Raw genomic sequence first — 24,590 nt, 5'->3', positions numbered from 1 at the left:
CGACGCCGACAGCGTTATCGAAGACGAAATTGGCGGCCGCTCTAGGTGCGGCAGGCATCGGATACGTCCACCATCGGTGCATGTCTTCCTCTTACTGGTTGCGGTACCGTGCATCTCGCATGCGTCGCTCGCGACGAGATGACAGGAAGGGAGTCGGTCATGCGTCCCGGCCTCTCCATCGGGGCATTCGCCACGGTGACGAGGTTGAGCGTGCGGACGCTGCGCCGCTATCACGAAGCAGGCCTCCTGGAGCCGGCCACGATCGACCCGGCCACGGGCTACCGCTACTACAGTGCCGAACAGATCCCCACCGCCCAGGTGATCTGGCAACTGCGCCAGCTGGACATGCCCCTCGCCGAGGTGAAAACGATTCTGGCAACGGGCAATCCAGAACAGCGAGCCGAGGTCGTCGCCAGCCACCTCAGGCGCCTGGAGGCCGCGCTCGACCGGACCCGAGCCGCCGTTGTCTCGCTGCGCCGGTTGCTGCACCCCGAACCCGCGGACCTCCCCGTGGAAGTCCGCTCCGTTCCGGCGCGCACCGTGGTGGCGGTCACGGCGTCTGTCTCCCTTGATGATTCGCTGGAGTGGTATGACGGCGCGATGGCCGAACTCGACGATGCGTTCCCACCAGCCGAACGCACCGGACCGCCCGGCGGACACTATGCCAACGAACTGTTCACCGAGGGCGACGGCCCCATGACCGTCTTCCGTCCGGTGCGAACCCCGCGCGCCTCCGGGCGGATCGAGGTCCTTGACCTGCAGCCTGCCGACCTCGCCGTCGTCGTGCACCCTGGACCGCACGACGACATCGACGTCACCTACGGCAGGCTCGGCGCCTGGGTCGTCGAACACGCGCTGGCCGTCGACGGACCAGTCAGGGAGGTGTACTTGGTCGGGCCGCGTGACACCGCGGACTCAACGGCATGGCGTACGGAGATCGGCTGGCCAGTCTTCCCGCTCGCACCGGTGACCCCGGCGGTAGGCGCCGACTGAGTCACGGCTCGATCACCAGACGACTGATCCGGCCGCCTTCGAGGGTGAACCGGAAATGCAAGTCGGCGACGCCGCCGGGGAAGTTGCCCTCCAGATGCTGCACCACATCGACATGGTTGGCACCAGCCATGGTGGCGTGGTCGAACTCGGTGGTGTAGGTGTACTCGCTTCCCGCGCGCCTCAACCAGGCTGCGATCTCGCGGCCTCCGCGGTAGGTCTGCTCCTCATCGGTCACCTTTGCGTCGGAGGTGAAGGCGGCAGCCGCCGCATCCGGATCCGAATCAGACTGTGCGCTTAGAAAGGTACGGACGATATCGGGAAGCTCGTCCCACGACGTATTGGTGTTCTCGTTGATGGTCATGATCCCAGCGTGGAGTCTCCCCCAACGGGAGAGTCAAGACGCAATCCGAGCCGCACTCAGGTAGTCGAGCGCCGCGGCTAGGTCGCACTCTTTCGTGAAGTGCTCGATCAGCACGCGGCGGATCGTTTCGCCTCGGCTCATCCCATCGCGGGCGTTCACGCCCACGCCCGACTGCGTGCACTCGGGGAGCCTCCAGCTATGGATCCCTCCCGGTAGGCTCTGCCTGGGGCGCGCCGGGAAGTCTGGTCGGCATCATCAAGCTGCTTCGATCGAAAGGCTGCGCTAGGGCGCAATAACTATGGACACTTTCCCTCTCGCCGCGGTGTTTCTGGTGGTTTGGTTCGTCACCGGGGCGATCACCGGCATCTGGCTGGCTCGGCGCGGCCACGATCTGCGCTGGATTCCGATCGCACTGATGCTCGGCCCCATCTTCGTGCCGATTGCGCTGGAACTCGCCGATCGCGGTGGACCACGGCGGGCGTCGGCCGGCGACTCCAGTGATTCGGCGCCGACGTCTGGTGCGCCTCGAGTCCTCGTCGGCTTGGACGGATCGACTCAGTCGACCGCAGCCCTCGACGCCGCGAAGCGCCTCTTCGGTGAGACGGCCGAACTGGTCCTGGCCGAGGTCGTTCCGTACGAGGCCGCAGAAGATCCCGAACGAACGGTAATCACCTCGGCCAAGGAAAGGCTGGCCGCTCGCGCGGCCGACGCACCGGCCGCCACCCCGCCGCGCCACGAAGTGCTCGTCGGCGCCCCCGCAGAAGCGTTGGCCCACTTCGCCCAACAGCTCGGAGCCGACGTCGTTGTCGTCGGCCGGCGCGGGCGGGGTCTGAGCCGGGCGCTGCTCGGCAGCGTTTCCTCCGATCTGCTCGAGCGATCCCCGGTCCCGGTGCTCGTCGTCGACTAGATCCGGCAGTCGGTATGGCTACGTCACCGGCTGCAGGCTGCGCAGGGTGCTCTTGACGAACTTCTCCAGCGCCACCTCACGTTCGGAGCGAAACTCTCGGACAGTGGTCAGCAGGGCGTGGACGCCGAGGAAGAAGAACGCTGCGCTGTGGTAGGCGTCGACGTCGTCGTAGAGGTCGCCGCGGATACGAGCGCGTTCGATCTCCGCGGCCAACAGCACGAACACCGGGTGGTTGGTCCACTGTTCTCGCTCCGGCAGCGTGGGTGAGAAGTAGAGGCTGATGACGTCGTGGAACAGTGATGTGCCCCAACGGCTTTCCAAATCCAGCACCAGCTCGATGATCGTCTTCAACACCGCAGGCAGGCCAGGGCGGGTGTCGAGGAACCGGCCCAGTTCGTTCGCCAATTGGGCCTCGTCGCGCCGGATCAGCTCGAGCAGCACATGTTCCTTGGTCGGGAAGTGGAAGTAGAAGGTGCTGCGCGCCACCCCTGCGGCCTTGACGATGGCGTTGATGTCGGCCGAGTGGGCGCCGGCGCGCTGAAACTCCACGATGGCGGCATCCAGCAGCCGCGCGCGGGTGTTCTCGCGCTGGGTTTCCCGCCGGGTCGCAGTCTCGGCCACGCACCCATTGTGCCGCACCAAGCCCATTCATCGACAGATGTCACTGAATTCTCAGGAACGCTGTCTTCGGGGTGAACGGTGCCGGCCGCTATCCAGGCTGGTCATGTGGTATCACAGCAATTCGAGCAGACGATCCAGCGTAATAGTTCGTTGTCATTTGTCAGTGAGTGTGCTAGACCTATGGCGTCGGCGATAGCGCCCGGCTTCCGGGCCAGCAGATCCAGACAGACGGGACCAGCCATGACGACAACGACGGCGATGAACACCAGGGGCCAGCGCGTCCTGTTGTGGACAGTGCCGCCGGCGGCGGCGCTGTTCGTGCTGGCCTACTTCGCGTTCCCGGTGTTCGCCGGGCCGATGCCCCCGACCATGACGCCCGAGCAGGTCGCTGCGTTCTTCGCCGCGAACAACACCGGCATCCTCGGCGTGGTGATTCTGTGCAACCTCATCGCGTGTTCACTGGTTCCGCTGTTCGCCGTGACCGCCGTGCAGATGTCGCGCATCCGCACGTCGAGCAACGTCCTCACCTACGCCTACATCCTGGCCGCCGGCGTGGGACTCACCGCGTTCATCCTCGCCGACTACTGCTGGGGCATCGCCGCATTTCGACCCGAGCGCGATCCGCAACTGATCAGCCTGCTCAACGACATGGCGTGGTTCTTCTTCATCGCGCCGGTCGGCACGCTCGTCGTGCAGAACCTCTGTCTGGCCGTCAGCATCTACCTCGATGATCGGGCTGAGCCGGTCTTCGGGCGCTGGGTCGCGCATTTCAACATCGCCACTGCCGCGCTGCTGGTTCCGGGTGCATTCTCGGTCTTGCACAAGACCGGGCCGCTCGCATGGGACGGCGTGCTGTCGTTTCACCTGCGTCTCGCGGTCTTGGCGGGCTACATCGCCGTGATGTTCGTCGTGCTCGTGGGAGTGGTCAATCGCCAAGGCGATGAGCGGGAGGCGCTCATATGACGAGGAGCGCTGTGCTCGCAGGATGGCGCCAGTCGAAGAAGCTCGACCAGTGGATCGCGTTCTGGTCGGTGCCGTTCTTCTTCACCGTGTTCGGAATCGTGTTCGTTCCGCTGAGCTGGATGATGCCGCCGCGCGCACCGAGCGCTTCGCAAACCGAGATCCTCTCGTTCATACAGTCGCCGAACCTGCTCATCGCCTGCGCCATCCTGATATTGGTGTTCGGCCTGGCGCCGGTGGCCAACGCCGGGTACCTCAACCAGATCCGCCGCATGTCGGTCAGCCCGGTGCTGCGCTACAGCCTGATGCTGGGTGCGATGACCGGCACCATCGTGGGGATGCTCTTCGCGATGTTCTGCTTCGGGTTGGGCGCGTTTCGTCCCGGCTACGACCCGGCGATCCTGGCAATGCTCTACGACTTCGGCTACCTGGCCTTCATCGGCTCGCTGGGGTGTTTCTGCATCATGTGGATGGCCTTCGGCCTGGCCATCATCCTCGACCAGAACAACATCCTGCCGAAATGGCTGGGCTACTACACCGTTTGGCAGTACGTGACCGAGTTGATGGCCGCGCCCGTCTGGATCGCCAAGTCCGGTCCGTTCGCCTGGAACGGCCTCGTGACGTTCTACTTCGCGATGGCGCTGTACGTGCCGTGGCAGATCATCGTCTACTTCTGCATCTACCGGGCCATCAGAGACCAACCCGAGGACGAACTCGACAACGCGCCGATCAAACCGGTCTCGAAGGTGCTCGCATGACCGAGGCCACCACGGCGCTACCGGGCCGCACTGGCACCGCCTCGCGAAAACTCCTGGTGCGCAGGCATCTTCCCGGTGAGCCGAGCATGTGGTTCTTCGTCATCGGGGATCTGATGATCTTCGCCGTGTACTTCGTGGCGTACATGTACTACCGCGGTCAAGACCACGCCATGTTCCTGGCGAGCCAAGCGAAGCTGAATTACAACATCGGCATGGTCAACACCGTTGTGCTGCTGACCAGTTCGTTGTTCGTCGCCTTGGGTACTTCAGCGGCGCGCGCCGGTAAAACCGCCGACGCTTACCGGCTGTTCTGGCTCGCCCTGGCCGGTGGCGTGCTCTTCCCGGTGCTCAAGGCGTTCGAGTACATTCCCGAAATCCTCGCGGGTCTGACGCCGGGAACCAACCTGTTCTTCATGTTCTACTACGTGATGACTGGCATGCACCTGTGCCATGTGTTGCTGGGGCTGGTGATCCTGTCTTTCATTGTGCGCCAACTGCGCGGGCCCGCCCAACCTCGAATCATCTTGGTGGAGACCGGCGCTACCTACTGGCACATGGTCGACCTGTTATGGCTGGTGCTGTTCGCGCTGCTCTACTTGATGAGGTGACCCTGTGACAGCCTATCTTCGCCACCCGCTGACCGTCGTGTGGGCCGTGCTCACCGCGGTGACCGTGGCGTCCTGGCTGACCGCCCGGGACGGCGGTCAGGCACACCACGTCAGCGCCACGGTCACCGTCGTCGTCCTGCTTATCGCCGCGGTCAAGACACAGTTGGTGATATGGCATTTCATGGAGGTGCGGCACGCACCGACATGGCTCAAGATCACGACCAACGGCTGGCTGGTCGGCGTCTTCGCGCTGGTGCTGGGTTTCTACTTCGCCGCGCTGTAGGTTTGCGCGTGATGCGCCACCCACTTCTTGTAGTCGTTCTTGCCATCGCGATGCTCTCGGCGGCCTGCAGCTCGACCGTCGCCGGAACGCCGGTCAGGGCCACCGGCGCGCAAGGGGCACTCGACTTCGACCGGCTCGACGTCGGCCCCTATCCGACCGAACCCAGCCGGCCGCTCGGCGTGGCGGGGGATCCGCTGCGCGGCATGGTCATCGAGGCGCAACGCATGGCCAATCACGTCATCGGGCCGTGGGAGGTCGACCCGGCGCTGACGAAGTGGTTCAACTTCGGCGCCATGGTGCTGCCCAGGGCGCAGGCGCTCGGGCTGATCGGCCCCGGCGAGCTCGGGATGGTGGCCAGCCGGCACAACTTCATCAACGGCTTCGCCACCGCACGCACCGAAGCCGACAAGAAGCTGTTGCTCAACGCGGTCCTGCGTTTCCCCGACGACGAGGCGGCCGCAGCCGCGGCGACCGCCCTCGGCGAAACGGCGATGCAGCAGCAGGGCGCCGACGGACCGGCGCAGACGGTGAGCATCCCCGGCCATTCCGACGCCACGGCCAACACCTACACCACCGTCGACCGCAGTGCCGGCAAGCGGCACGCCGTGCGCTCGTTCGCCGCGCACGGCTCGTACGTGCTGATGCAGCTCGCGCAATCGACCGACGGCGCCGAGCAGGCCGCCGAGCTGGTCGCCAAGACCCTCGACCTGCAGGGCCCTGAGATCGACAGCTTCCGCGCCACCGACCCGTCGGAGTTCGCCGACATCAGCATCGATCCGACCGGATTGTTGGCGCACATGATCCCGGTGGAGACGCCCGATCCGATGCTGACGAAGAACACCACCTACGAACGGCGCGGCGCGCTGCACTTCCAAAGTGATCCCGTTCGCTCGGCCAAACTGTTCGCCGACACCGGAACCGATTTGGTGGCCATGGCCATGGCCAGCGTCTACGAAGCCGAGGACGCCGCGGGAGCCAACGCCGTCGTCGACGAGTTCTACGCCGAGGTGTCGCCGAAGTCCAAGCCGGCCAACCCGGTGCGCAATATGCCGGACAGCCGCTGCATGCAGCTGGAGGATCGCAGCTTCTACTGCCTGGCCACCGCCGACCAGTATGCGATGGAGGCCGCCGGGCCCACCTTGCTCGATGCCCAGCAGTTGGCGGCCGCGCAGTACGTCATGTTGTTGAGCTAGCGCGGCGCGCAGAACGGCATCCCGGTGACGGTCGCCGCCGCGGCGACCTGAAAGGATCTGGGCCGTGGGCAAGAACGAACGCGCGAAGATCGTCATGACCGACGAGGAGATCGCCGCATACATCGAGCGCAGCAGAACCGCCACCCTCGCCACGCTGATGCCCGACGGGCGGCCGCACCTGGTCGCCATGTGGTACGGCGTGCTCGACGGGGACATCTGGTTCGAGACCAAGGCCAAATCGCAGAAGGCCGTCAACCTGCGTCGCAACCCGACGGTGACCGTGATGATCGAGGACGGCCATACCTACGACACCCTGCGCGGTGTGTCGATCGAGGGCCGCGCCGAAATCGTCGACGACCCGGAAACCATTCTGCGCGTTGGCATCAGCGTGTGGGAGCGCTATACCGGGCCGTACTCCGAGGAGATGCGCCCCTACGTCGACCAGATGATGCGCAACCGGATCTGCGTGCGGGTGGTGCCGACCCGCACGCGCAGTTGGGACCACCGCAAGCTCGGTATGCCCGAGATGCCGCTGGGCGGCAGCACCGCGCAGTATCTAAGTTGATCGCATGGACCCGAACAGCAAGCCCAAACAGCTGAACTCGCCGATCGTCACCCAGGTGATGAAGTACGCGGGCAAGGCCCACGTGTGGGTGTATCGCCGCACCGGCGGACGTGTCGGCGCCAGCTGGCGGGTGGGCGCGGGGTTCAAGAAGCCGGTGCCGACCCTGCTGCTCGAGCACATCGGCCGCAAGACCGGCAGGCGGTTGGTGTCGCCGCTGGTGTACATCCACGACGGCGACGACGTGATCGTGGTGGCCTCCCAGGGCGGACGCGACACCGATCCGCAGTGGTACCGCAATCTGGTCGCCAACCCCGACGCCTACATCGAGATCGGTTCGGAGCGCCGCCCGGTGCGTGCGATGACCGCGAACCCCGACGAGAAGGCCCGGCTGTGGCCCAAGCTCGTCGAGGCCTACGCCGACTTCGACACCTATCAGGCCTGGGCCGACCGGGAGATCCCGGTGGTGATCTTGCAGCCGCGCTGATCGGCGGACTGCGACCCATCTCACATCTGGACAATGTTCAGCTTCCCCCCGCCACTGGGTAGCCAACTAGGCAGGTGCAGCCCAAGCGCCGAATGAATTTTCGTCAACGCATAAGGGGCTAGAAGCAGATGACTACTACCGCTACCGAAACGACCTTGCTCCGGCAGCTACGCACGATGCTCGACCTGACCCATACCGAGATTCAGGTCGCCGAGACCCGCGTCGCGCAGGCCAGGACCGAGGCCGTGCGTCGCGAGCTGAGCGAGAACGCCGAGAACGGCCAGATCCGCGCCGAGGCGATCGAGAAGGCGATCCGCGACCTTGGCGGGTTCCCGGACACCGTCGGCCCGTTCTTCGGTCGTGCGGCCGCGGCCGTGAAGGCGCTGACCGAGCAGGCGCAGCCGTTCGATGAGGCTCTGTTGGGTGACCTGGCGCTGGAGAACCAGTTGCTGGACCGTGCGCGCTACATCAAGGCGCTGGCGGTTTCGGCCAAACAGCGCGACATCCAGGACCTGGCCGATCGCCTGATCACCGCGCATTCGGCGACGGTGAGCTGGCTGACCACCGTGTTGGCCGAGGACGCCCTCGGTGGACCGGCCGCGCTGCAGCGCACGCCGATGCAGGCCGCCGCCTGCACCGCCGTGAAGTTGGTCAACCTGCCCGGCCAGTGGTCGGCACAGTCGGTTGAGCGGGTCGCCGAGTTGGTGCGGTCCGCGGGACCGGCCGTCGAGGATCTGCGCCAGCGTGCGCAGCGGGCCAGCGAGATCACGCTGAAGGCGCTCGGCGCCTCACGTGATGGCGCGCTGAAGCGGGCCGAGGACGTGGTGCGTCGCGAGGGCGCCGATGAAGCAGCTGACCGGCTGCACAAGGCGCGCGCCGAGAGCGGTGTCGTCGACGCCGACGAGCTGCCCATCGAGGGCTACGACGAGCTGAACCAGAACGACGCGGTGGCCGCGGTGAAGGAGCTCGACGATCCGAGCGACATCCGCACGATCATCGCCTACGAGGAGATGCACAAGAACCGCCAGCGGTTGGTGTCGGCAGCGCAGACACGCCTGGCCGCCATCGCCCAGGAGGTTGTCGGCATCAGCTGACCCGGCTACACAGGAACACCCCGCGGACATTCCGCGGGGTGTTTTCTTGTCTACATGCGTGGCGGGGCGAAGCCGGGGTTGGACAGCGCGTTGGCCACACCGCTGCCGATCGGCCCGTGCTCGTCGACGATCGTCGCGCTGCCGGTCGCCACCCCCGCGTCGCTGTAGTGCGTCAGCGCCGCCAAGCCGAGGTAGGGACCCTTCGGCAACCGGGCCAACGACAGGGTGTAGTCGGCGTTGATCCACTGCAGACCGCTCGGCCCGAAATGCGTCAACGAGCTGACCATGTCTCCGGCCATCGACGCGCGCACGAACGGCGTGAGCTCTGATCCGGCGACCAGGGGCCGAAAGTCGCGCACCCAGATGTGCTTTGGCCCCGAGTGCTGCCAGTTCTGCAGGCCTTCACCGGGACCGGGTTCGCGGTCGTGTTTGCCGTAGGTCCACACCAGGGTCGATAACCCCGGCGGAATGAGGTCAGGTGTCGGCGGCGGCGACGGCATGGTCACCGGCGAGGTCCAGATCTCATCGGCGGGTTGCTCTCCGCGGCGCAAGAACAGGGTCGTGCCCCGGGCGACGACGGTGTCGCCCTGCGTCATCACCGCGTCGACCAACTTCAAGCGGCGACCCGCACGCACGACCGCAGTCTCGACGCGGACCGGCGCCAGCGCGGCGGGGCGGAACAGGTCGACGGTCAACCGGGTGGGCTGGAAGTCGGGCTCGCCGGCGTCGCGCTCGACCACGTGACCGAGCAGGCCGCCGACGTAGTTCCCGCTGATCGTCTGTCCCCAGGGGCCCTGCGCGATCGGCCCGGGTACGAACGCATCCCCGTCAGGGGTGAAAAACGCGGTCGTCACCGCGCCGACGATAGCGGGCCAGGCCGGTTACCGATCCGCCAGCCAGCGTTCGACGTCGGGGGTGACGGGGTCGACGACGTCGGAGAACTCCTCGTGTTTGTCGAGGTAGCCGGCGACCATGTCGCACACCGGCACGATCCGCAGCCCGTCGTCTCGGGTCTGCTGCAGCGCTTCGCCGATCAGGATGGTGGCCAGGCCGCGACCCTGGAACGCATCGTCCACCTCGGTGTGCGGAAAGACCCGTTGGCCGTCGCGGTCGGCGAACTCGGTGAACCCGGCGGTCTTGCCGTCCACCGTGATGTTGAAGCGGTCGGATTGTTTGACGACCTCGGTGGGCGCGCCGGTCTTGTCGGTGGTCATGGACTACCTATACCCCCGGATTGCGTCGCGGACGCAAAGTGGCGTTCGGCAGCGCGGGGGCGGGCAGCCGCTCCACCGCGCCGCGGTAGCCGTGCACCGCGCCGAACCGGCCGTGGTGGTCTTGCCACTGCTCGCGGTACGTCGCGACCTCGTCGTGGCTGCGGCCGACGAAGTTCCACCACATCACCAGCTCTTCAGGAAACGGCGGGCCGCCCAGGACGACGACGCGGGCGGGGCGGTCACCGCGGTTCGTCAGGGCCAAATCGGTGCTGCCCACGGCCTGGAACGCCAGATCCGCCACGTCGAGCGCGGTGTCACCGACCATGACGTCACCCTGGTCGAGCAGGACGCCGTGTTCGAACGCGGCGTCGACCTCGAACGTCACCGCGGAGCGCGGTTCGAGGTCGACCTGCGCGCCCAACAGCGGGGTGAAGGTGTGCACGGGCGATTGGGCGCCAGCGAGTTCACCGAGAAAGACCCGCAGGGTGGCACCGCCGAAGGCGCGCGGCGTCGGCACGAAATGCGCGAAGTCGCGGCCGGTGTCGCGGTCGGAGTCGGGCAGCGCCACCCACAGCTGCACACCGTGCAACACGGTGGTCGCCTCCGTCGACACCTCGGAGTGGCAGATGCCCGCGCCGGCAGTCATCAGGTTCAGTTCGCCCGGGCGCACCATCGCGTGCACTCCGGCGCTGTCGCGATGTTCGACCTCGCCGGCGAAGAGCCAGCTGACGGTCTGCAACCCGGTGTGCGGGTGCGGGGGCACATCCATGCCGGGCCCGTCGCGCACGTCCTGCGGGCCGTAGTGGTCGGCGAAGCACCACGCACCGATCAGCGAGCGTTCCCGCTGCGGCAGCGTGCGTCGCACCCGCATCGCACGTGGCCCGCCCAGCGGCACCTCGCGCGCATGCAGCACACCGGCGAACGGCGTTGCCGCACAAGCGACTGCGGCAGGCGCCGGTTCGGTGTTGCTCACCGCCTCACAGTAGCCGTCAGCCACCGCCCGTCATCGCCGAACGGATCACCTCCAGATCGCGGTCGTCGGTCGCCAGCCGGTGGATAGCATCGAACGCCATGAACGACGATCACGCCGAACTGGCGCGGCGCCGGGCGCTCACCGAGGACGCCGCCCGCCCCGAGGCCGTCGAACGTAGGCACGCCGCGAACGGACGCACCGCACGGGAGAACATCGACGACCTCGTCGACGAAGGGTCGTTCGTCGAATACGGGCGGTTCGCGATCGCCGCGCAACGGCACCGCCGCGACCTCGCCGATCTGATCGCCCGCACCCCCGCCGACGGGTTGATCGCGGGCACCGCGCGCATCAACGGCGACCTGTTCGGCGAGGAGCGCAGCGCGTGCGCGGTGCTGTCCTACGACTACACCGTGCTCGCCGGAACCCAGGGCGCATTGGGGCACCGCAAGAAGGACCGGTTGTTCGAGTTGATCGAGCGGATGCGGTTGCCGACCGTGTTCTTCGCCGAAGGCGGCGGCGGCCGGCCCGGCGACACCGACTATCCGACCGTGTCGTCGCTGGAGGTGCGGGCGTTCAAGTTGTGGGCGGCGTTGTCGGGGCTGGTGCCGCGCATCGCGATCGTCAAGGGCCGCTGTTTCGCGGGCAACGCCGTCATCGCCGGGTGCGCCGATCTGATCGTGGCCACCGAGGACGCGTCGATCGGGATGGGCGGGCCGGCGATGATCGCCGGCGGCGGTCTCGGCGATGTGGCGCCCGACGACGTGGGCCCGATCGCGGTGCAGGCGCCCAACGGTGTGGTCGACGTCGTGGTGGCCGATGAAGCCGAGGCCGTCGCGGTGACCAAGCGCCTGCTCGGCTACTTCCAGGGCACCACGCCACCGGGCCCGGCCGGCGACCAAACCCGGTTGCGCACAATGGTTCCCGAGCGCGCACGGCGGGCCTACCAGGTGGCCCCGATCATCGAGACGCTCGCCGACGAAGGGTCGGTGACGTTTCTGCGTCCCGGCTTCGCCAAGGAGATGGTGACCGCGTTGACGCGCATCGGCGGCCGCCCGGTCGGGGTGCTCGCCAACAACACCATGGTGATGGCCGGGGCGATCACCGCGGCCGCCGCCGACAAGGCCGCCAGGTTCCTGCAACTGTGCGACGCGTTCGGGCTGCCGGTGGTGTCCCTGGTCGACTGTCCGGGCTACATGGTGGGCCCGGCGGCCGAGGCCGAGGCGCTGGTGCGGCGCGGGTCACGGATGCTGGTTGCCGGTGCTGCGCTGAGCGTGCCGCTGATCGCGGTCGTGCTGCGCCGCGGATACGGGCTTGGTGCGCAGGCGATGACCGGCGGCAGCCTGCACGAGCCGCTGCTCACCGTGGCGTGGCCGGGCGCGCACCTGGGCCCGATGGGGCTGGAAGGTGCGGTGCGGCTGGGGTTGCGCAAGGAGCTCGAGGCCATCGCCGACGACGACGAGCGCGAAGAACGGGTCCGTCAGGCCACCGCGGCCGCGCAGGACAATGCCAAGGCGCTCAACGCCGCCCAGCTCTTCGAGATCGATGATGTCATCGACCCGGCCAACACCCGCAAGCTCATTCTCGACACCCTGACCGCAGCGGGCTCCGAAGAGCGTGCTGTGCGGCCGCGCTTCGTCGACACCTGGTGAGCGTTCGACGCCGACCAGGCTGCTCGCCGCCGACCCCCCGAGAACCGGCGGCGGGCGCCCTCGCGGGTCAGGCGGATTCGGCGTACAGGCGGCGGTGCCGGACCGGGTAACCGTTGCGCTCCGCCAGCGACCGCAGCTGCCGCAGAGCAAACGTGCGCCCGCGGCCGCCTTCGGGCACGACGATGCCGGCCCACAGCCCTTCGGCGCGGGGCAGCTCGCAGGCTTCGCGGGCGCACAACCACCGGCGCGGGCACGCCCGGCAGATCGCCTTGGCCGCCTGGTCGGCCGAGGTTGTCCACCGCTCGGGGTCGCGGGTGCAGGCGCCGACGGGCATCTCGTCGCAGTCGATTGAGTGCATGGCTGTCGCTCCTCTGCTGGTCTGCGGCCGCTGCGCCGCGTTGACGACAACGTAGCGGACTAAACCGTAGCAATGCAACAGTTACAGCCGTGGAATTCAGAACCTGTCTGAGCAGCCCGCACCCCCAATAGGTGCGCGGAACCGGACCGACCTGCGGGGAGACCGCGCCGGTCAAATCGTAGCGGTGCTTCAGTTCAGCACCCAAAGAAGGCGTAGCTTCGCGACAGCAAGTTGGTGCGGACACACCACCCAAGCTGTAGCGGTCGGGCGGCCGGCGGATAGGATTGCGGGGTCGTTCGCCCCCCGTTTCTTCGACAGGAACCGTCGTCCATGAGCCAGCCCGAGCCGACCGACGCGTCGGCCGAAACGCTGGATCCCGGCATGGTGCGCGCGGGCGCGGCCGCCGCCGCACGGCGCCGCGAGCTCAACATCAGCCAGCGTCGGCTGGCGGCCGACGGCATCATCAACGCCGGTGCGCTGATCGCATTCGAAAAGGGTCGCAGCTGGCCCAGGGAACGCACTCGAGCAAAGCTCGAGGAGGTGCTGAAGTGGCCGCCGGGCACCATCGCCCGGCTCCGGCAGGGCGAACCGGCGCAGACGCGCGCCGAGCCGCCCGCGGCCACCAACGCCGACGAGATCCCGCTGATCGCCCAGGCGGTCGTGACCGCGGTCGGCACGTTCGCGTCGGCGATCGACGCGTTGCCGCCTGTCGACGCTCCCGAGTTCGGCCCGAAGGTGACCAAGATCCTGGCCGACCTGCGCCAGCTCGAGTCCGTCGCCGCGCGCGCCGCGCGGATCAGCCGCGTGACCCCGGCGCTGATCAAGGCGTTGAGCGCGGTGCGCAGCCGCTACGACGCGCTCATGCTGCGCGCGGCGCGCTCACCGCACGCCACGCTCGGGCAGCGGCTCTACGCCGCGCGCCGCAGCGCCAACCTCACCATCGCCGAAACTGCCCAAGCCGCAGCGGTTTCCGAAGACGACATCACCGGCGCCGAATCCGAAGAACCGGTGTCGGCTGCCGCCGCGCATGCGATCGAAGAGCTGATCGCACAACTCGACTGGCGGTGACTAAAAGCGTCGGCGGTCGTCCTGGGTGGGGAAGTGCTTGGCGAGCGCCGCGGCGATCTCCAAAAAGCGCCGCCTGGTCGCCGGCGACATCTCCGCGGTGCGGTCGATGACACCACCCGGCCGCAGGTGCCCGTCGAACGGAACCTCGATGACCGCCTGCCCCTGACTGGAAAACTGTTGCGCCAGAATGGAACGCGTCCGCTTATCGGCATGCCCGTCGGAATCGTTGAGCACGATTACGGTGCGCTGCAGCAGCGGTGTCAGCCCCCGGGCGGCCAGCCAGTCCAGCGTCTGGCCCGCGGCGGCCGCACCGTCCACCCATGGTGAGGACACCACGACCAACGCGTCCAGATCGCGCAGCACCTCCTGGGTGACCGGGGAGTCCATCGTGGAACTGCAGTCGATGATCGAGATCGTGAAATGCCGGTCCAGCCGCGATGTCGCCTCCCGGTAGATCGCCGGGTCGAGCACCCGGCGCCGGGCCGGCGTCGCCTCACCGGCCAGCACGAACAACCCGGCGGCGTTGTTGCCCACCCGGCTGCGTACATCGGCGAACGTCTCCAGGTGCTGGTCGGACGCCAGCTCCCAGTACGAACCCTGCGCACGCGGGTCGATACGACTGCCCAACTTGCCGAACGCGGTGTCGGCGTCGATGGCCACCACGCGGTCGTCCTGGCGCAACTCGGCCAGCACCGAGCCGATGCTGGCCGACACCGTCGTCTTGCCCACACCGCCCTTGCCCAGCACGCCGACCTTGAAGTGGCCGCGCATCGGAGATTTGATCTTCGCCTCGAGTTGGCCCTGCCGGATCTCGTCGGGTCCCGGGCCCAGGTTGATCAACCCGAAACTGGCCTTGTACAGCGCCAACCGCCAGCCGCGACCCGGCGGCACCCGGCGCGCCGGCACCAGTTCGTCGGCGCGGATGCGATCGGCGTACGAGCCGCTGGGCGGGCCCTGCGCAGGCGGTGCATCCGGTGGATATCCGCCGGCCGGCCACTGCGGACCACCGGGTGGGGGCGGCGGCGCCGACGGCCTTGCTGGACCGGCGTGTGGACCGGCGGGCGGGCGCGGTGGCCTGCCGGGCGGCCCGGGCCACGGTCCGGGTTCGGAGCGGACGCTGCCGGGCAGCGGTCCGGTATCGCGTGGCATACCCGGCGGCGGACCGAACCTGCCCGGCGGAACGTCCGCGGGCGGGTGCGGCGGCGGCACCGGCGGGTTCGGCGGCGTTGGCTCTGGTTCGACGGCGGCAGACTCCATATCGCTCTCGTCGGAGCCCGTCCAGCCCAGATCTCTCCGCAATGCGTCATCGCGGTCGGTCACTACACGTCTCCTCACCGAATGTTCGTCTCGGCCCCTTCTCAAGTATCAACTACGAGACGACGCAGCTCGGGGGGCGGCGACCAATGCTCCGTAGCAAACTTCCATACGGCCCGGCATGGGACGCGCGGAACGCCATTGGCGCGCGGTGCAGTGGCGGTATGCCGCGCGTCGCCGGTGAGTATGCACAGGGTGACGAACCTAGCTAAGCGCCCGAAGCGGTGTCAGATTTTCGTTGCTGTGCAGATGATCAGCACAGGACAGCGCGGTATTCACTGCAGTATCAGATAGCTACAGATGTCCGTCGTGTAGCGCCTGCCCCACCAGAAATAAGCGCACTTAGCACATCCGCAGCGCTGGTACCCTTTGAAACGTCGAAGGGGTTTGCAGACCAGGGTCGGGGTGCGCCTGCCAGGGCGGCAAAGTGTCGTCGGCGATCTTGATCCGTCTGACCGGAGCCCGGGGACGGAGCCGCTGAAACCAGACATCCGGTCGGATGTCATCGCGGGACGACAAACAGGGAGGACTTCATGCCCGGCGACGATCTGCGCGCGACGTGCCAGACAGCGTGAGCGCTCTGCAGTCAGCGCACCGCGACGCCGCGCACATCGACGATGTCGTCGGCGTAGAGGTGACCATCGACGGCATGCTGGTCATCGCCGACCAACTGGGGCTGATGGAGTTTCCGGCATCGCTCGGCATTCGCCTCAACATTCCGCAACCAGATCTGCGCGACATCGTGTGGGATCAGGTCAGGCGCGATCTGACGGAGCAAGGGGTGCTGGATGTCTTCGGCCAACCCCACCCCGAAGTGGCGGCGATGGTCGACACCCTCAGCCGATCCGACCGGACCCTGGAGGGCCGCTGGTGGCGGCGCGACGTCGGCGGCAAGATGATCCGCTTCGTGGTGTGCCGCAAGGGCGACCGCCACGTCGTCGCCGCCCGTGACGGCGACATGCTGGTGTTGCAGCGCGTCGCCCCGCAAGTCGGGATGGCGGGCATGGTGACGACGGTCCTGGGAACAGCGACGGCCGCCGACGTGGAACCGCTGACCGGGGCCGCAACCAAGTTGGCGGAATGCACCAGCGCCAACCAGATCGCGACCTACGGCGTCGCGCCCACGTCGGCCCGCGTCTACGCCGACATCATCGCCAACCCGGCCAGCTGGGTGGAGCTCACCGCCCAAGAACGCCATCCCGGCGGTACCTTCACCCAAACCGACGTCGCCGCAGGGGTTTTGGATGCCCAACAGGGCCGGATCGTGTCGATTCCGCGCCGCGTCAACGGCGAACTGTTCGGCAGCTTTCTGCCCGGCAGCCCCGAAAACCTGCAGCGTGCGCTCGACGGGCTGATCGAGTTCCTGCCGTCGAAGTCCTGGTTCGATCAGCCCACCTCCGAACTCGTTGACGGCGAGGGGGACTGAGTGGCGACGAGTGACCGGACCCCGCATGACTCCGACGACCTGGCCGCGGCGCTCGACTTCTCGGTCGCCGACGACGGCTCCGCGGCGTCGGACCTCGACGCGCTCGACGTGTATGACCGAGCGGCGCGCGATGCCGCACAGGATCCGGTGTTCATCGTCGCCAACCCCGAGGGTTCCGTCACGGTGACGGCGGCATCGGACGGTCGCGTGCAGCGGATCGAGCTGTCGCCGAAAGCGACCGCCATGACCGAGGCGGACCTGGCCGACGAGATCGTCGTCGTCGCCGCGCTGGCCGCCCAAGACGCCAAGTCCGCGCAATACGCCTACATGCTCGAGGCGATGCGCGAGCAGGGCCACGACGATGCCGCCACCCGCGACTTCCTCACCCGCGACCTCGCCCTCCCCACGCCGGAACAAGCTGCGGCCGAACGGGAGCGGGTCTTCGCGACCAGGCAGGGGAGCGGCGGTGTCTGAGCAACTGGCCAACTTGTTCGGAAGCGCGGTGGGGATGTTGCCCAGCGCTCCCGCCCGCTCGCTGGAAATCTTCAGCGAGATCACCACGGTGGACGAGGCCGCGTGCGACGCGTGGGTCGGCCGGATCCGGTGCGGCGACACCGACCGGGTCACGCTGTTTCGGGCCTGGTACTCGCGGGCGAACTTCGGCCAGCTCGCCGGGGCCGCCGAGATCTCGATGAACAGCCTCGGCGCCAGGGTGCCGATCGGTGGGCAGTTCGGTGACATCACCTACCCGGTCAACTCACCGCTGGCCATCACGATGGGCTTCGCGGTGCACGAAGCGTCCGTCGGCAACTTCGTCGATGCGATGGAAGCCCTCGAAGAGGTACCCGCCATCGGCGCAGCGCATCTGCTCTCCTGGGTCAAGGCGGTGATCTACGGGGCCGCCGAACGCTGGACCGAGGTCATCGACGAAGTGCGGGGTGCCGCGGGGTGGCCCGACAAGTTCCTGGCCGCCGCGGCCGGCGTCGCGCACGGCGTGGCGGCGGCCAACCTCGGGTTGTTCAGCGAGGCCGAACGGCGGCTGACGGAATCGAACTCGGCACCGGCAGGCGAGGCGTGCGCACCTGCCATCGCCTGGTTCTTGGCGATGACACGGCGCAGCCAGGGCAACGAAGAGGCCGCGGTGGCGCTGCTGGAATGGCTGCAAGCCACCCACCCAGAACCGAAAGTCGCTGCAGCGCTGAAGGATCCGGGATATCGACTGACCACGACCACCGCCGAGAAGATTGCGTCGCGCAAGGATCCGTGGGATCCGGCCAGCGTCGAGGCGGACACATCGGGCCGTGAGTCGCTGCTGGCCGAGGCGCAGGCCGAGCTGGACCGCCAGATCGGTCTGACGCGCGTCAAGGAGCAGATCGAGGCCTACCGGGCCGCGACCCAGATGGCCAAGATCCGCGCCGCGCGCGGCATGAAGGTCGCCCAGGCCTCGAAGCATATGATCTTCGCCGGCCCGCCCGGTACTGGGAAGACGACCATCGCCCGCGTGGTGGCCAACATCCTGACCGGCCTTGGGGTGATCAGCGAACCGAAGCTCGTCGAAACCTCCCGCAAGGACTTCGTCGCCGAATACGAAGGACAGTCTGCGGTGAAGACGACCCGCACGATCGACCGCGCGATCGATGGCGTGCTGTTCATCGACGAGGCCTACACGCTGGTGCAGGATCGCGACGGACGCACGGACCCGTTCGGCACGGAGGCGCTGGACACGCTGCTGGCCCGGATGGAGAACGACCGGGACCGGCTGGTGGTCATCATCGCCGGGTACAGCGCAGACATCGACCGGCTGCTGGAGTCCAACGACGGGCTGCGGTCCCGCTTCGCCACCCGCATCGAGTTCGACTCCTACTCGCCGGAGGAGATCGTCGAGATCGCCAAAGTCATTGCGGCATCTACGGATTCCACCCTGTCCGAAGAGGCTGCCAAGCGGGTGCTCGAAGCCGCCACCCTGTTGAGTGAGCGCGATCTGAACGGTAAACCGGCGTTGGACATCGCAGGCAACGGCCGCTACGCCCGGCAACTGGTAGAGGCAGGTGAACAGAACCGGGATATGCGGCTGGCGCGGTCACTGGACTTCGACAGCCTCGAGGTCGAGCAGCTCAGCGAGATCAACGGCGACGATATGGCCGCCGCCATCACCGCGGTGCACAGCCGCTTGAGCATCAACGCGTAACCCCATGGCGAGTTTTCGGCTTACCACCAAGGTTCAGGTCAGCGGATGGCGGTTTCTGCTGCGTCGCGTCGAGCATGCGATCGTGCGCCGCGACACCCGCATGTTCGACGATCCGCTGCAGTTCTACAGCCGCTCGGTGTCGACCGGAGTCATCATCGCGGTGCTGATCTGTCTGGGCGCAGGGCTGTTGGCGTATTTCAAACCGCTCGGAAAGCGCGGCAGCGACACGCTTCTCGTCGACCGCACCACCAACCAGTTGTATGTGGCACTGCCGGGGGCCGGTTCGCTGCGGCCGGTGTACAACCTGACGTCGGCGCGGCTGGTACTCGGTAATGCGGGCAACCCGGTGGCGGTGAAATCCGATGAGCTCAACCAGATGGCCAAGGGCCAGCCGATCGGCATCCCGGGTGCGCCCTACGCGACCCCGGTGGGTGGCGCCGACACCACGTGGACGCTATGTGACACCGTCACGAAGCCGGAGAGCGTTACGCCCACGCTGGCGACCTCGGTGATCATCCGGCCGCTGCTGACCGACTCCTCGGTGGGGCCGATGCGCGCCGACCAGGGTGTGCTGGTGTCGTATGAGAACGACAACTGGCTGATTACCAAGGACGGTCGCCACGACATCGACCTCGCCGACCGCGCGGTCACGTCGGCGGTTGGCATCCCCGTCACCGCGAGGGCCACACCGATATCGGAGGGCCTGTTCAACGCGTTGCCCAACGCGGGCCCCTGGCGGCTCCCGCAGATTCCGCGCGCCGGTGAACCCAATACCGTTGGCCTCCCGCCGAACCTGGTGATCGGCGCGGTGTTCAAGGCGCTCACCGAAGACGGTGAGCAGCACTTCGTGGTGCTGCCCGACGGGGTGGCCCGGGTCAACGACACCACGGCCGCGGCGTTGCGCGCCACCAACTCCTACGGTCTGGTGTCGCCGCCGTCAGTGGAGGCCAGCGTCGTCGCGCGCATCACCGAGCATGTCTTCGCCTCCCCACTTGCCGATGAGCCGCTGGAGATCCTGCTGCGTGAGGATGCACCGACGCTGTGCTGGTCGTGGCAGCGCGAACCCGGGGACCAGGCCCCAGCCACGACCGTGATCGCCGGACGGCACCTGCCCATCCCGTCGTCAGCGATGAACAGCGGTATCGACCAGATCGGCGGTGATGCCACCGTTTACATCGACGGCGGCAAGTACATCCGGCTGCAGTCACCGGACCCGCGGTACGGCGAAAGCCTGTACTACATCGATCCGCAGGGAGTGCGCTACGGGCTGCCCGACGAAGAGACCGGGAACACCCTGGGGTTGTCCGCGCCGAACACCGCGCCCTGGCAGGTGGTGAGCATGCTCGTCGACGGTCCGGTGCTAACCAAACAGGCGGCGCTGCTCGAGCACGACACGCTGCCACCGGATCCCAACCCACGCAAGGTCGACGGAGGCACCCCCGGCGCCGCCCAACCGGCGTCCAACACCGGAGGTGGCCGATGACCACCAAGAAATTCACGCCGATCATCAAACGGGGCCCACGGTTGACACCCGGCGAAATCAACGTCGCCCCACCGGATGACCTCGGTGTCGACATTCCGCCGTCGGGAATCCAGAAGGCGCTGCCCTGGGTGATGGGCGGCGGCATGATCGGGATGATCGCCATCATGATCTTCACCGGCATCCGGCAGCTGTCGCCGTACATGCTGATGATGCCGCTGATGATGGTGATGGCCACCGTCGGGTTCATGGCGGGCGGCGGACCCGGCGGCAAGCGGGTGCCGGAAATCAACGCCGACCGCAAGGAATACCTGCGTTATCTGGCGGGTCTGCGCACCAGGGTGACGTCGTCGGCGGCCGCGCAGGTGACCTTCTTCAACTACCACGCACCGCATACCGAGGACCTGCTGTCGCTGGTCGGCACCAATCGGCAGTGGTCGCGCACCGTCACCGCAGACTTCTACGCCGCCACCCGGATCGGCGTTGGCACCGAACCCGCGGTCGACCGGTTGTTGAAGCCGGCGGTCGGCGGCGAACTCGCGGGGCCGCAGGGCGCCCCACAGCCGCACCTCGAGCCGGTCAGCCACATGTGGGTGACGAAGTTCCTGCGCACCCACGGCTTGATCCACGACTGCCCGAAGCTGTTGCAGTTACGCACCTTTCCGACCATCGCGATCGGCGGTGACCCCGAGGGCGCAGCCCGGCTGCTGACTGCGATGATCTGTCACCTGGCCGTGTTCCATCCGCCCGACCTGTTGCAGATGCGGGTGCTCATCGACAACCCCGAGGACCCGGACTGGGCGTGGGTCAAGTGGTTACCGCACGTGGCGCATCAGACCGACACCGACGTGGCCGGGCCGACCCGAATGGTGTTCACCCGGCCCGACGGGCTGGGCGATCTGACCGCACGCGGCCCGCACACTGCCGACGCCACGCCCAGCGGGCCCTACATCGTCGTCGTCGATCTGACCGGTGGAAGGGCCGGATTCCCCGTCGACGGACGGGCCGGCGTCACGGTCATCACGCTTGGCAACCACCGCGGCTCGGGATACCGGATCCGGGTAGCTGACGACGGCACCGCCGACGACCGGCTGCCCAATCAGACGTTCCGCCTGGTGACTTCGACGACCGACCGGATGACACCGCAGCAGGCCGCCCGGGTGGCGCGCAAGTTGGCCGGCTGGTCCATCACCGGCACCATCATCGACAAGAGCGTGCGGGTGCAGAAGAAGGTGGCCACCGAATGGCACCAGCTCGTCGGCGCGCAGACGGTGGCGGAAGTGACGCCGAGCCGGTGGCGGATGTTCAGCGATACCGACGGCGACCGGCTGCGCATCCCGTTCGGCCACGAACTCAAGACCGGCGACATCATGTATCTCGACATCAAGGAGGGCGCGGAGTTCGGTGCCGGGCCCCACGGGATGCTGATTGGCACAACGGGTTCGGGCAAGTCGGAGTTCCTGCGCACGCTGATCCTGTCGTTGGCCGCGACGCATCATCCAGACCAGGTGAACCTGCTGCTGACCGATTTCAAGGGCGGCTCGACGTTCCTCGGCATGGAGAAGCTGCCGCACACCGCCGCGGTGGTGACCAATATGGAAGAAGAAGCCGAGTTGGTCAGCCGCATGGGCGAGGTGCTCAGCGGTGAGCTCGACCGACGCCAGTCGATCCTGCGCCAGGCCGGTATGCAGGTCGGCGCGGCCGGTGCCCTGTCCGGGGTCGCCGAATACGAGAAGCACCGCGAGCGGGGTGCCGACCTACCGCCGCTGCCAACGCTTTTCGTGGTGGTCGACGAGTTCGCCGAGCTGCTGCAGAACCACCCGGACTTCATCGGGCTGTTCGACCGGATCTGCCGGGTGGGCCGGTCGTTGCGGGTGCACCTGCTGCTGGCCACCCAGTCGTTGAACACCGGCGGTGTGCGCATCGACAAACTCGAGCCCAACCTGACGTACCGCATCGCACTGCGTACCACCAGCTCGGCCGAGTCCAAGGCGGTCATCGGAACCCCTGAGGCGCAGTACATCACGAACAAGGAAAGCGGCGTCGGCTTTCTGCGCGTCGGCATGGAGGACCCGGTCAAGTTCCACAGCGTCTACACCGGTGTGCCGTACGAGCCGTCGCCGCCGGTGCAGGACGACGGGGAGGCCAAGCCCCGCGTGCACGCGGACAGCCGGCTGCGGATCCACCAGTTCACCACGGCCCCGATCTTCGACACGGCGGTGACGTCATGACCGTCCAACCCGGACAGCGCGTGTTGCGCGAGGTGGTCCTCGACCAGCTGGCCACCGGCGAGATCCGCGCATACCGGATGTGGTTGCCGCCGTTGGCCGATCCGACACCGGTCAACGAGCTGATCGAACGCGACCACCAGCGTCGGCCGTTGCGCTTCGGGCTCGGCGTCATGGACGAACCGCGGCGACACCGCCAGGAAGTCTGGGGCATCGACGTAGCGTCCGCCAGCGGCAACATTGCGGTCGGTGGCGCACCCCAGACCGGCAAGTCGACGTTCCTGCAGACGCTGATCCTGTCGGCCGCGGCTTCCCACACCCCGCGACAGGTGCAGTTCTACTGCGTGGACCTCGGCGGCGGCGGTTTGATGTACCTCGAGGATCTGCCGCACGTCGGCGGTGTCGCGACCCGGTCCGAACCCGACCGGGTCAACCGCGTGGTCGCGGAGATGAAAGCCGTCCTGCGGCAACGGGAAAGCATGTTCAAGCAGCACCGGGTCGGCTCCATGGCGGCCTACCGGCAGATGCGCGACGACCCCGCCCATCCCGCGGCCGCCGACCCGTTCGGCGACGTGTTCCTGGTCATCGACGGCTGGCCGGCGTTCGTCGCGGAGTTCCCGGACCTCGAACCGATGGTCCAAGACCTCGCCGGTCAGGGTTTGGCGTTCGGCGTGCACACCGTGATCTCCACGCCGCGGTGGACCGAGCTGAAAGCCCGGGTGCGCGACTACCTCGGCACCAAGATCGAGTTCAGGCTCGGCGACGTCAACGAAACCCAGATCGACCGGATCACCCGCGAGATCCCGACCAACCGGCCCGGCCGGGCGGTGTCGATGGAAAAGCACCACCTGATGATGGGGGTCCCGCGCCTCGACGGGGTGCACAGCGCCGACAACCTGGTGTCCGCCATGTCCGAGGCCGTGCAGATCATCGGGGCGCGCACCACCGAGCGTGCGCCGCAGGTGCGGGTGCTGCCCGAACGGATCTACCTGCACGAACTCGACCCGCAGCCGCCGGGACCCGACGCGGACTACCGCGCCCGCTGGACGGTGCCCCTCGGTATCCGGGAATCGGATCTGTCGGTGGCCTACAACCATATGAACATGACCCCGCACCTGCTGATCTTCGGTGGGCCGAAGTCCGGCAAGACCCGCATCGCACATGCCGTCGCACAGGCGATCTGCACGCGCAACAGCCCGCAGCAGGTGCGGTTCATGCTCGCCGACTACCGCTCGGGCCTGTTGGACGCGGTGCCCGACAGCCATCTCCTGGACGCGGGCGCCGTCAACCGCAACAACGCGACGTTGGAAGAGGCGATCAAGGCGCTGGCCATCAACCTCAAGAAGCGACTGCCTCCGCCGGACCTGACCACCGCCCAACTGCGGTCGCGGTCCTGGTGGAGCGGCCCCGACGTCGTGTTGCTGGTCGACGACTGGCACATGATCGTGGCCGCCAGCGGTGTGGTGCCGCCGATGGCGCCGCTGTTTCCGCTGTTGCCGGCCGCCGCCGACATCGGTCTGCACATCATCGTCACCTGCCAGATGAGCCAGGCGCACCGGGCCACCATGGACAAGTTCGTCGGCGCCGCCTACGGCGCCGGTTCGCCCACGATGTTTCTGTCCGGGGAAAAGCAGGAGTTCCCGTCCAGCGAGATCAGGCTCAAGAAGCGACCCCCTGGCCAGGCATTTCTGGTCACGCCCGACGGTAAAGAGGTGGTCCAGGCGGCCTATGTGGATCCACCGGAAGAAGAAGTGTCGTGAGCACTCCCGAGGCGCGGTTAAGATATAGACATACGCCTCCAGCAAAGCTTTCAATGGGGGGCTGGCAAAGGGGTCGGGGACAGATTCCCGGATGCAGTGGCCACC

General features: G+C 67.4%; 25 protein-coding genes. 18 read left to right on the top strand and 7 right to left on the bottom strand.

All coding sequences use genetic code 11. The features are described from left to right. Positions 1-159 precede the first annotated feature (159 nt). Positions 160-993 (top strand): MerR family transcriptional regulator, encoded by an 834-nt coding sequence (locus ABQE44_RS11580; RefSeq protein ID WP_448429881.1) that lies wholly within the window; start codon positions 160-162, stop codon positions 991-993. 1 nt (position 994) lies between these two features. Here ABQE44_RS11580 and ABQE44_RS11575 read toward each other — a convergent pair whose 3' ends face one another. Next, positions 995-1,354, bottom strand: a complete 360-nt coding sequence (locus ABQE44_RS11575; RefSeq protein ID WP_448391496.1) for a nuclear transport factor 2 family protein — start codon at positions 1,352-1,354, stop codon at positions 995-997. Positions 1,355-1,652: 298 nt separating this feature from the next. Between ABQE44_RS11575 and ABQE44_RS11570 the strand changes: the two genes are divergently transcribed. Then, positions 1,653-2,261 (top strand): universal stress protein, encoded by a 609-nt coding sequence (locus ABQE44_RS11570; RefSeq protein ID WP_448391495.1) that lies wholly within the window; start codon positions 1,653-1,655, stop codon positions 2,259-2,261. A gap of 18 nt (positions 2,262-2,279) precedes the next feature. Here the strand turns inward: ABQE44_RS11570 and ABQE44_RS11565 are convergent, their stop codons facing one another. Beyond that, entirely contained in the window at positions 2,280-2,900 is a 621-nt protein-coding gene (locus tag ABQE44_RS11565; RefSeq protein WP_448392001.1) for a TetR/AcrR family transcriptional regulator, read from the bottom strand. Positions 2,901-3,122: 222 nt separating this feature from the next. Here ABQE44_RS11565 and ABQE44_RS11560 point away from each other — a divergent pair, with 222 nt between their 5' ends. The 8 genes from ABQE44_RS11560 to ABQE44_RS11525 all read left to right on the top strand — a co-directional run bounded on the left by ABQE44_RS11560 (position 3,123) and on the right by ABQE44_RS11525 (position 8,827). Further along, positions 3,123-3,845, top strand: coding sequence for a hypothetical protein (locus ABQE44_RS11560; RefSeq protein ID WP_448391494.1), 723 nt, complete (start codon positions 3,123-3,125; stop codon positions 3,843-3,845). Beyond that, a complete protein-coding gene (locus ABQE44_RS11555) occupies positions 3,842-4,600 on the top strand; it encodes a hypothetical protein (RefSeq protein ID WP_448429880.1) in 759 nt (252 codons plus the stop codon). The genes ABQE44_RS11560 and ABQE44_RS11555 overlap by 4 nt, the downstream gene beginning before the upstream one ends. Next, positions 4,597-5,208, top strand: a complete 612-nt coding sequence (locus ABQE44_RS11550) for a cytochrome c oxidase subunit 3 (RefSeq protein ID WP_448429878.1) — start codon at positions 4,597-4,599, stop codon at positions 5,206-5,208. Before ABQE44_RS11555 ends, ABQE44_RS11550 begins: the two co-directional genes overlap by 4 nt. 4 nt (positions 5,209-5,212) lie before the next feature. Continuing rightward, positions 5,213-5,491 (top strand): cytochrome C oxidase subunit IV family protein, encoded by a 279-nt coding sequence (locus ABQE44_RS11545; RefSeq protein ID WP_448391491.1) that lies wholly within the window; start codon positions 5,213-5,215, stop codon positions 5,489-5,491. Positions 5,492-5,502: 11 nt separating this feature from the next. Further along, on the top strand, positions 5,503-6,684 hold the full coding sequence (locus tag ABQE44_RS11540; RefSeq protein WP_448429876.1) for a DUF7373 family lipoprotein: 1,182 nt from the start codon (positions 5,503-5,505) through the stop codon (positions 6,682-6,684). Positions 6,685-6,748: 64 nt separating this feature from the next. Then, entirely contained in the window at positions 6,749-7,249 is a 501-nt protein-coding gene (locus tag ABQE44_RS11535) for a pyridoxamine 5'-phosphate oxidase family protein (RefSeq protein WP_448391490.1), read from the top strand. 4 nt (positions 7,250-7,253) lie between these two features. Continuing rightward, positions 7,254-7,733, top strand: coding sequence for a nitroreductase family deazaflavin-dependent oxidoreductase (locus tag ABQE44_RS11530; RefSeq protein WP_448391489.1), 480 nt, complete (start codon positions 7,254-7,256; stop codon positions 7,731-7,733). A gap of 128 nt (positions 7,734-7,861) precedes the next feature. Continuing rightward, positions 7,862-8,827 carry a ferritin-like domain-containing protein gene (locus ABQE44_RS11525; RefSeq protein WP_448429874.1) on the top strand — a complete coding sequence of 322 codons (966 nt, stop codon included), beginning with the start codon at positions 7,862-7,864 and terminating at the stop codon, positions 8,825-8,827. Between the two features lie 50 nt (positions 8,828-8,877). Here ABQE44_RS11525 and ABQE44_RS11520 read toward each other — a convergent pair whose 3' ends face one another. The 3 genes from ABQE44_RS11520 to ABQE44_RS11510 are packed head-to-tail and all read right to left on the bottom strand — an operon-like array spanning position 8,878 to position 11,014. Further along, the gene (locus ABQE44_RS11520) at positions 8,878-9,681 is read right to left on the bottom strand and encodes a thioesterase family protein (RefSeq protein ID WP_448391487.1); all 804 of its coding nucleotides are present in this window, start codon (positions 9,679-9,681) and stop codon (positions 8,878-8,880) included. Positions 9,682-9,708: 27 nt separating this feature from the next. Continuing rightward, the gene (locus ABQE44_RS11515) at positions 9,709-10,041 is read right to left on the bottom strand and encodes a GNAT family N-acetyltransferase (protein WP_448391486.1); all 333 of its coding nucleotides are present in this window, start codon (positions 10,039-10,041) and stop codon (positions 9,709-9,711) included. Between the two features lie 7 nt (positions 10,042-10,048). Continuing rightward, the gene (locus ABQE44_RS11510) at positions 10,049-11,014 is read right to left on the bottom strand and encodes a pirin family protein (RefSeq protein WP_448391485.1); all 966 of its coding nucleotides are present in this window, start codon (positions 11,012-11,014) and stop codon (positions 10,049-10,051) included. 83 nt (positions 11,015-11,097) lie between these two features. On the opposite strand from ABQE44_RS11510, the gene ABQE44_RS11505 reads away from it, so the two are divergent. Then, the gene (locus tag ABQE44_RS11505) at positions 11,098-12,663 is read left to right on the top strand and encodes an acyl-CoA carboxylase subunit beta (RefSeq protein WP_448429926.1); all 1,566 of its coding nucleotides are present in this window, start codon (positions 11,098-11,100) and stop codon (positions 12,661-12,663) included. 67 nt (positions 12,664-12,730) lie between these two features. On the opposite strand, the gene ABQE44_RS11500 is transcribed toward ABQE44_RS11505, so the two are convergent. Next, positions 12,731-13,021 (bottom strand): WhiB family transcriptional regulator, encoded by a 291-nt coding sequence (locus tag ABQE44_RS11500; protein ID WP_448391484.1) that lies wholly within the window; start codon positions 13,019-13,021, stop codon positions 12,731-12,733. Between the two features lie 330 nt (positions 13,022-13,351). Here ABQE44_RS11500 and ABQE44_RS11495 point away from each other — a divergent pair, with 330 nt between their 5' ends. Then, positions 13,352-14,089, top strand: a complete 738-nt coding sequence (locus ABQE44_RS11495; protein ID WP_448429872.1) for a transcriptional regulator — start codon at positions 13,352-13,354, stop codon at positions 14,087-14,089. Here ABQE44_RS11495 and ABQE44_RS11490 read toward each other — a convergent pair whose 3' ends face one another. After that, positions 14,090-15,409: a MinD/ParA family ATP-binding protein gene (locus tag ABQE44_RS11490; RefSeq protein WP_448429870.1), complete on the bottom strand. Its 1,320-nt coding sequence runs from the start codon at positions 15,407-15,409 to the stop codon at positions 14,090-14,092. Positions 15,410-16,052: 643 nt separating this feature from the next. Here ABQE44_RS11490 and ABQE44_RS11485 point away from each other — a divergent pair. From ABQE44_RS11485 to eccCb, 6 genes are read left to right on the top strand one after another with little or no spacing between them, the layout of a single operon-like run. Beyond that, on the top strand, positions 16,053-16,829 hold the full coding sequence (locus ABQE44_RS11485; RefSeq protein WP_448391998.1) for an ESX secretion-associated protein EspG: 777 nt from the start codon (positions 16,053-16,055) through the stop codon (positions 16,827-16,829). Next, positions 16,830-17,303, top strand: coding sequence for a YbaB/EbfC family DNA-binding protein (locus ABQE44_RS11480; RefSeq protein WP_448391481.1), 474 nt, complete (start codon positions 16,830-16,832; stop codon positions 17,301-17,303). It abuts the gene before it with no gap. Beyond that, on the top strand, positions 17,296-19,017 hold the full coding sequence (eccA, locus tag ABQE44_RS11475; RefSeq protein WP_448429868.1) for a type VII secretion AAA-ATPase EccA: 1,722 nt from the start codon (positions 17,296-17,298) through the stop codon (positions 19,015-19,017). The genes ABQE44_RS11480 and eccA overlap by 8 nt, the downstream gene beginning before the upstream one ends. A 4-nt stretch (positions 19,018-19,021) precedes the next feature. Then, positions 19,022-20,500 (top strand): type VII secretion protein EccB, encoded by a 1,479-nt coding sequence (gene eccB, locus ABQE44_RS11470; RefSeq protein ID WP_448429866.1) that lies wholly within the window; start codon positions 19,022-19,024, stop codon positions 20,498-20,500. After that, a complete protein-coding gene (gene eccCa / locus ABQE44_RS11465; protein ID WP_448429864.1) occupies positions 20,497-22,728 on the top strand; it encodes a type VII secretion protein EccCa in 2,232 nt (743 codons plus the stop codon). The genes eccB and eccCa overlap by 4 nt, the downstream gene beginning before the upstream one ends. Further along, the gene (gene eccCb / locus ABQE44_RS11460; RefSeq protein ID WP_448429862.1) at positions 22,725-24,485 is read left to right on the top strand and encodes a type VII secretion protein EccCb; all 1,761 of its coding nucleotides are present in this window, start codon (positions 22,725-22,727) and stop codon (positions 24,483-24,485) included. Before eccCa ends, eccCb begins: the two co-directional genes overlap by 4 nt. Positions 24,486-24,590: the final 105 nt, after the last annotated feature.

The sequence above is a fragment of the Mycolicibacterium sp. XJ2546 genome (genome assembly GCF_053483195.1).
This window is presented reverse-complemented; position numbering and strand designations above follow the sequence as displayed.

Excerpts from the sequence above, each read along its gene's own strand:
- ABQE44_RS11500 (WP_448391484.1), bottom strand. The coding sequence starts at position 13,021 with ATGCACTCAATCGACTGCGACGAGATGCCCGTCGGCGCCTGCACCCGC.
- ABQE44_RS11485 (WP_448391998.1), top strand. The coding sequence starts at position 16,053 with ATGCTGGTCATCGCCGACCAACTGGGGCTGATGGAGTTTCCGGCATCG.
- ABQE44_RS11550 (WP_448429878.1), top strand. The coding sequence starts at position 4,597 with ATGACCGAGGCCACCACGGCGCTACCGGGCCGCACTGGCACCGCCTCG.
- ABQE44_RS11580 (WP_448429881.1), top strand. The coding sequence starts at position 160 with ATGCGTCCCGGCCTCTCCATCGGGGCATTCGCCACGGTGACGAGGTTG.
- ABQE44_RS11570 (WP_448391495.1), top strand. The coding sequence starts at position 1,653 with ATGGACACTTTCCCTCTCGCCGCGGTGTTTCTGGTGGTTTGGTTCGTC.
- ABQE44_RS11515 (WP_448391486.1), bottom strand. The coding sequence starts at position 10,041 with ATGACCACCGACAAGACCGGCGCGCCCACCGAGGTCGTCAAACAATCC.
- eccCb (WP_448429862.1), top strand. The coding sequence starts at position 22,725 with ATGACCGTCCAACCCGGACAGCGCGTGTTGCGCGAGGTGGTCCTCGAC.
- eccCa (WP_448429864.1), top strand. The coding sequence starts at position 20,497 with ATGACCACCAAGAAATTCACGCCGATCATCAAACGGGGCCCACGGTTG.
- ABQE44_RS11575 (WP_448391496.1), bottom strand. The coding sequence starts at position 1,354 with ATGACCATCAACGAGAACACCAATACGTCGTGGGACGAGCTTCCCGAT.
- ABQE44_RS11530 (WP_448391489.1), top strand. The coding sequence starts at position 7,254 with ATGGACCCGAACAGCAAGCCCAAACAGCTGAACTCGCCGATCGTCACC.
- ABQE44_RS11495 (WP_448429872.1), top strand. The coding sequence starts at position 13,352 with ATGAGCCAGCCCGAGCCGACCGACGCGTCGGCCGAAACGCTGGATCCC.
- ABQE44_RS11560 (WP_448391494.1), top strand. The coding sequence starts at position 3,123 with ATGACGACAACGACGGCGATGAACACCAGGGGCCAGCGCGTCCTGTTG.
- ABQE44_RS11555 (WP_448429880.1), top strand. The coding sequence starts at position 3,842 with ATGACGAGGAGCGCTGTGCTCGCAGGATGGCGCCAGTCGAAGAAGCTC.
- ABQE44_RS11540 (WP_448429876.1), top strand. The coding sequence starts at position 5,503 with ATGCGCCACCCACTTCTTGTAGTCGTTCTTGCCATCGCGATGCTCTCG.
- eccB (WP_448429866.1), top strand. The coding sequence starts at position 19,022 with ATGGCGAGTTTTCGGCTTACCACCAAGGTTCAGGTCAGCGGATGGCGG.
- ABQE44_RS11525 (WP_448429874.1), top strand. The coding sequence starts at position 7,862 with ATGACTACTACCGCTACCGAAACGACCTTGCTCCGGCAGCTACGCACG.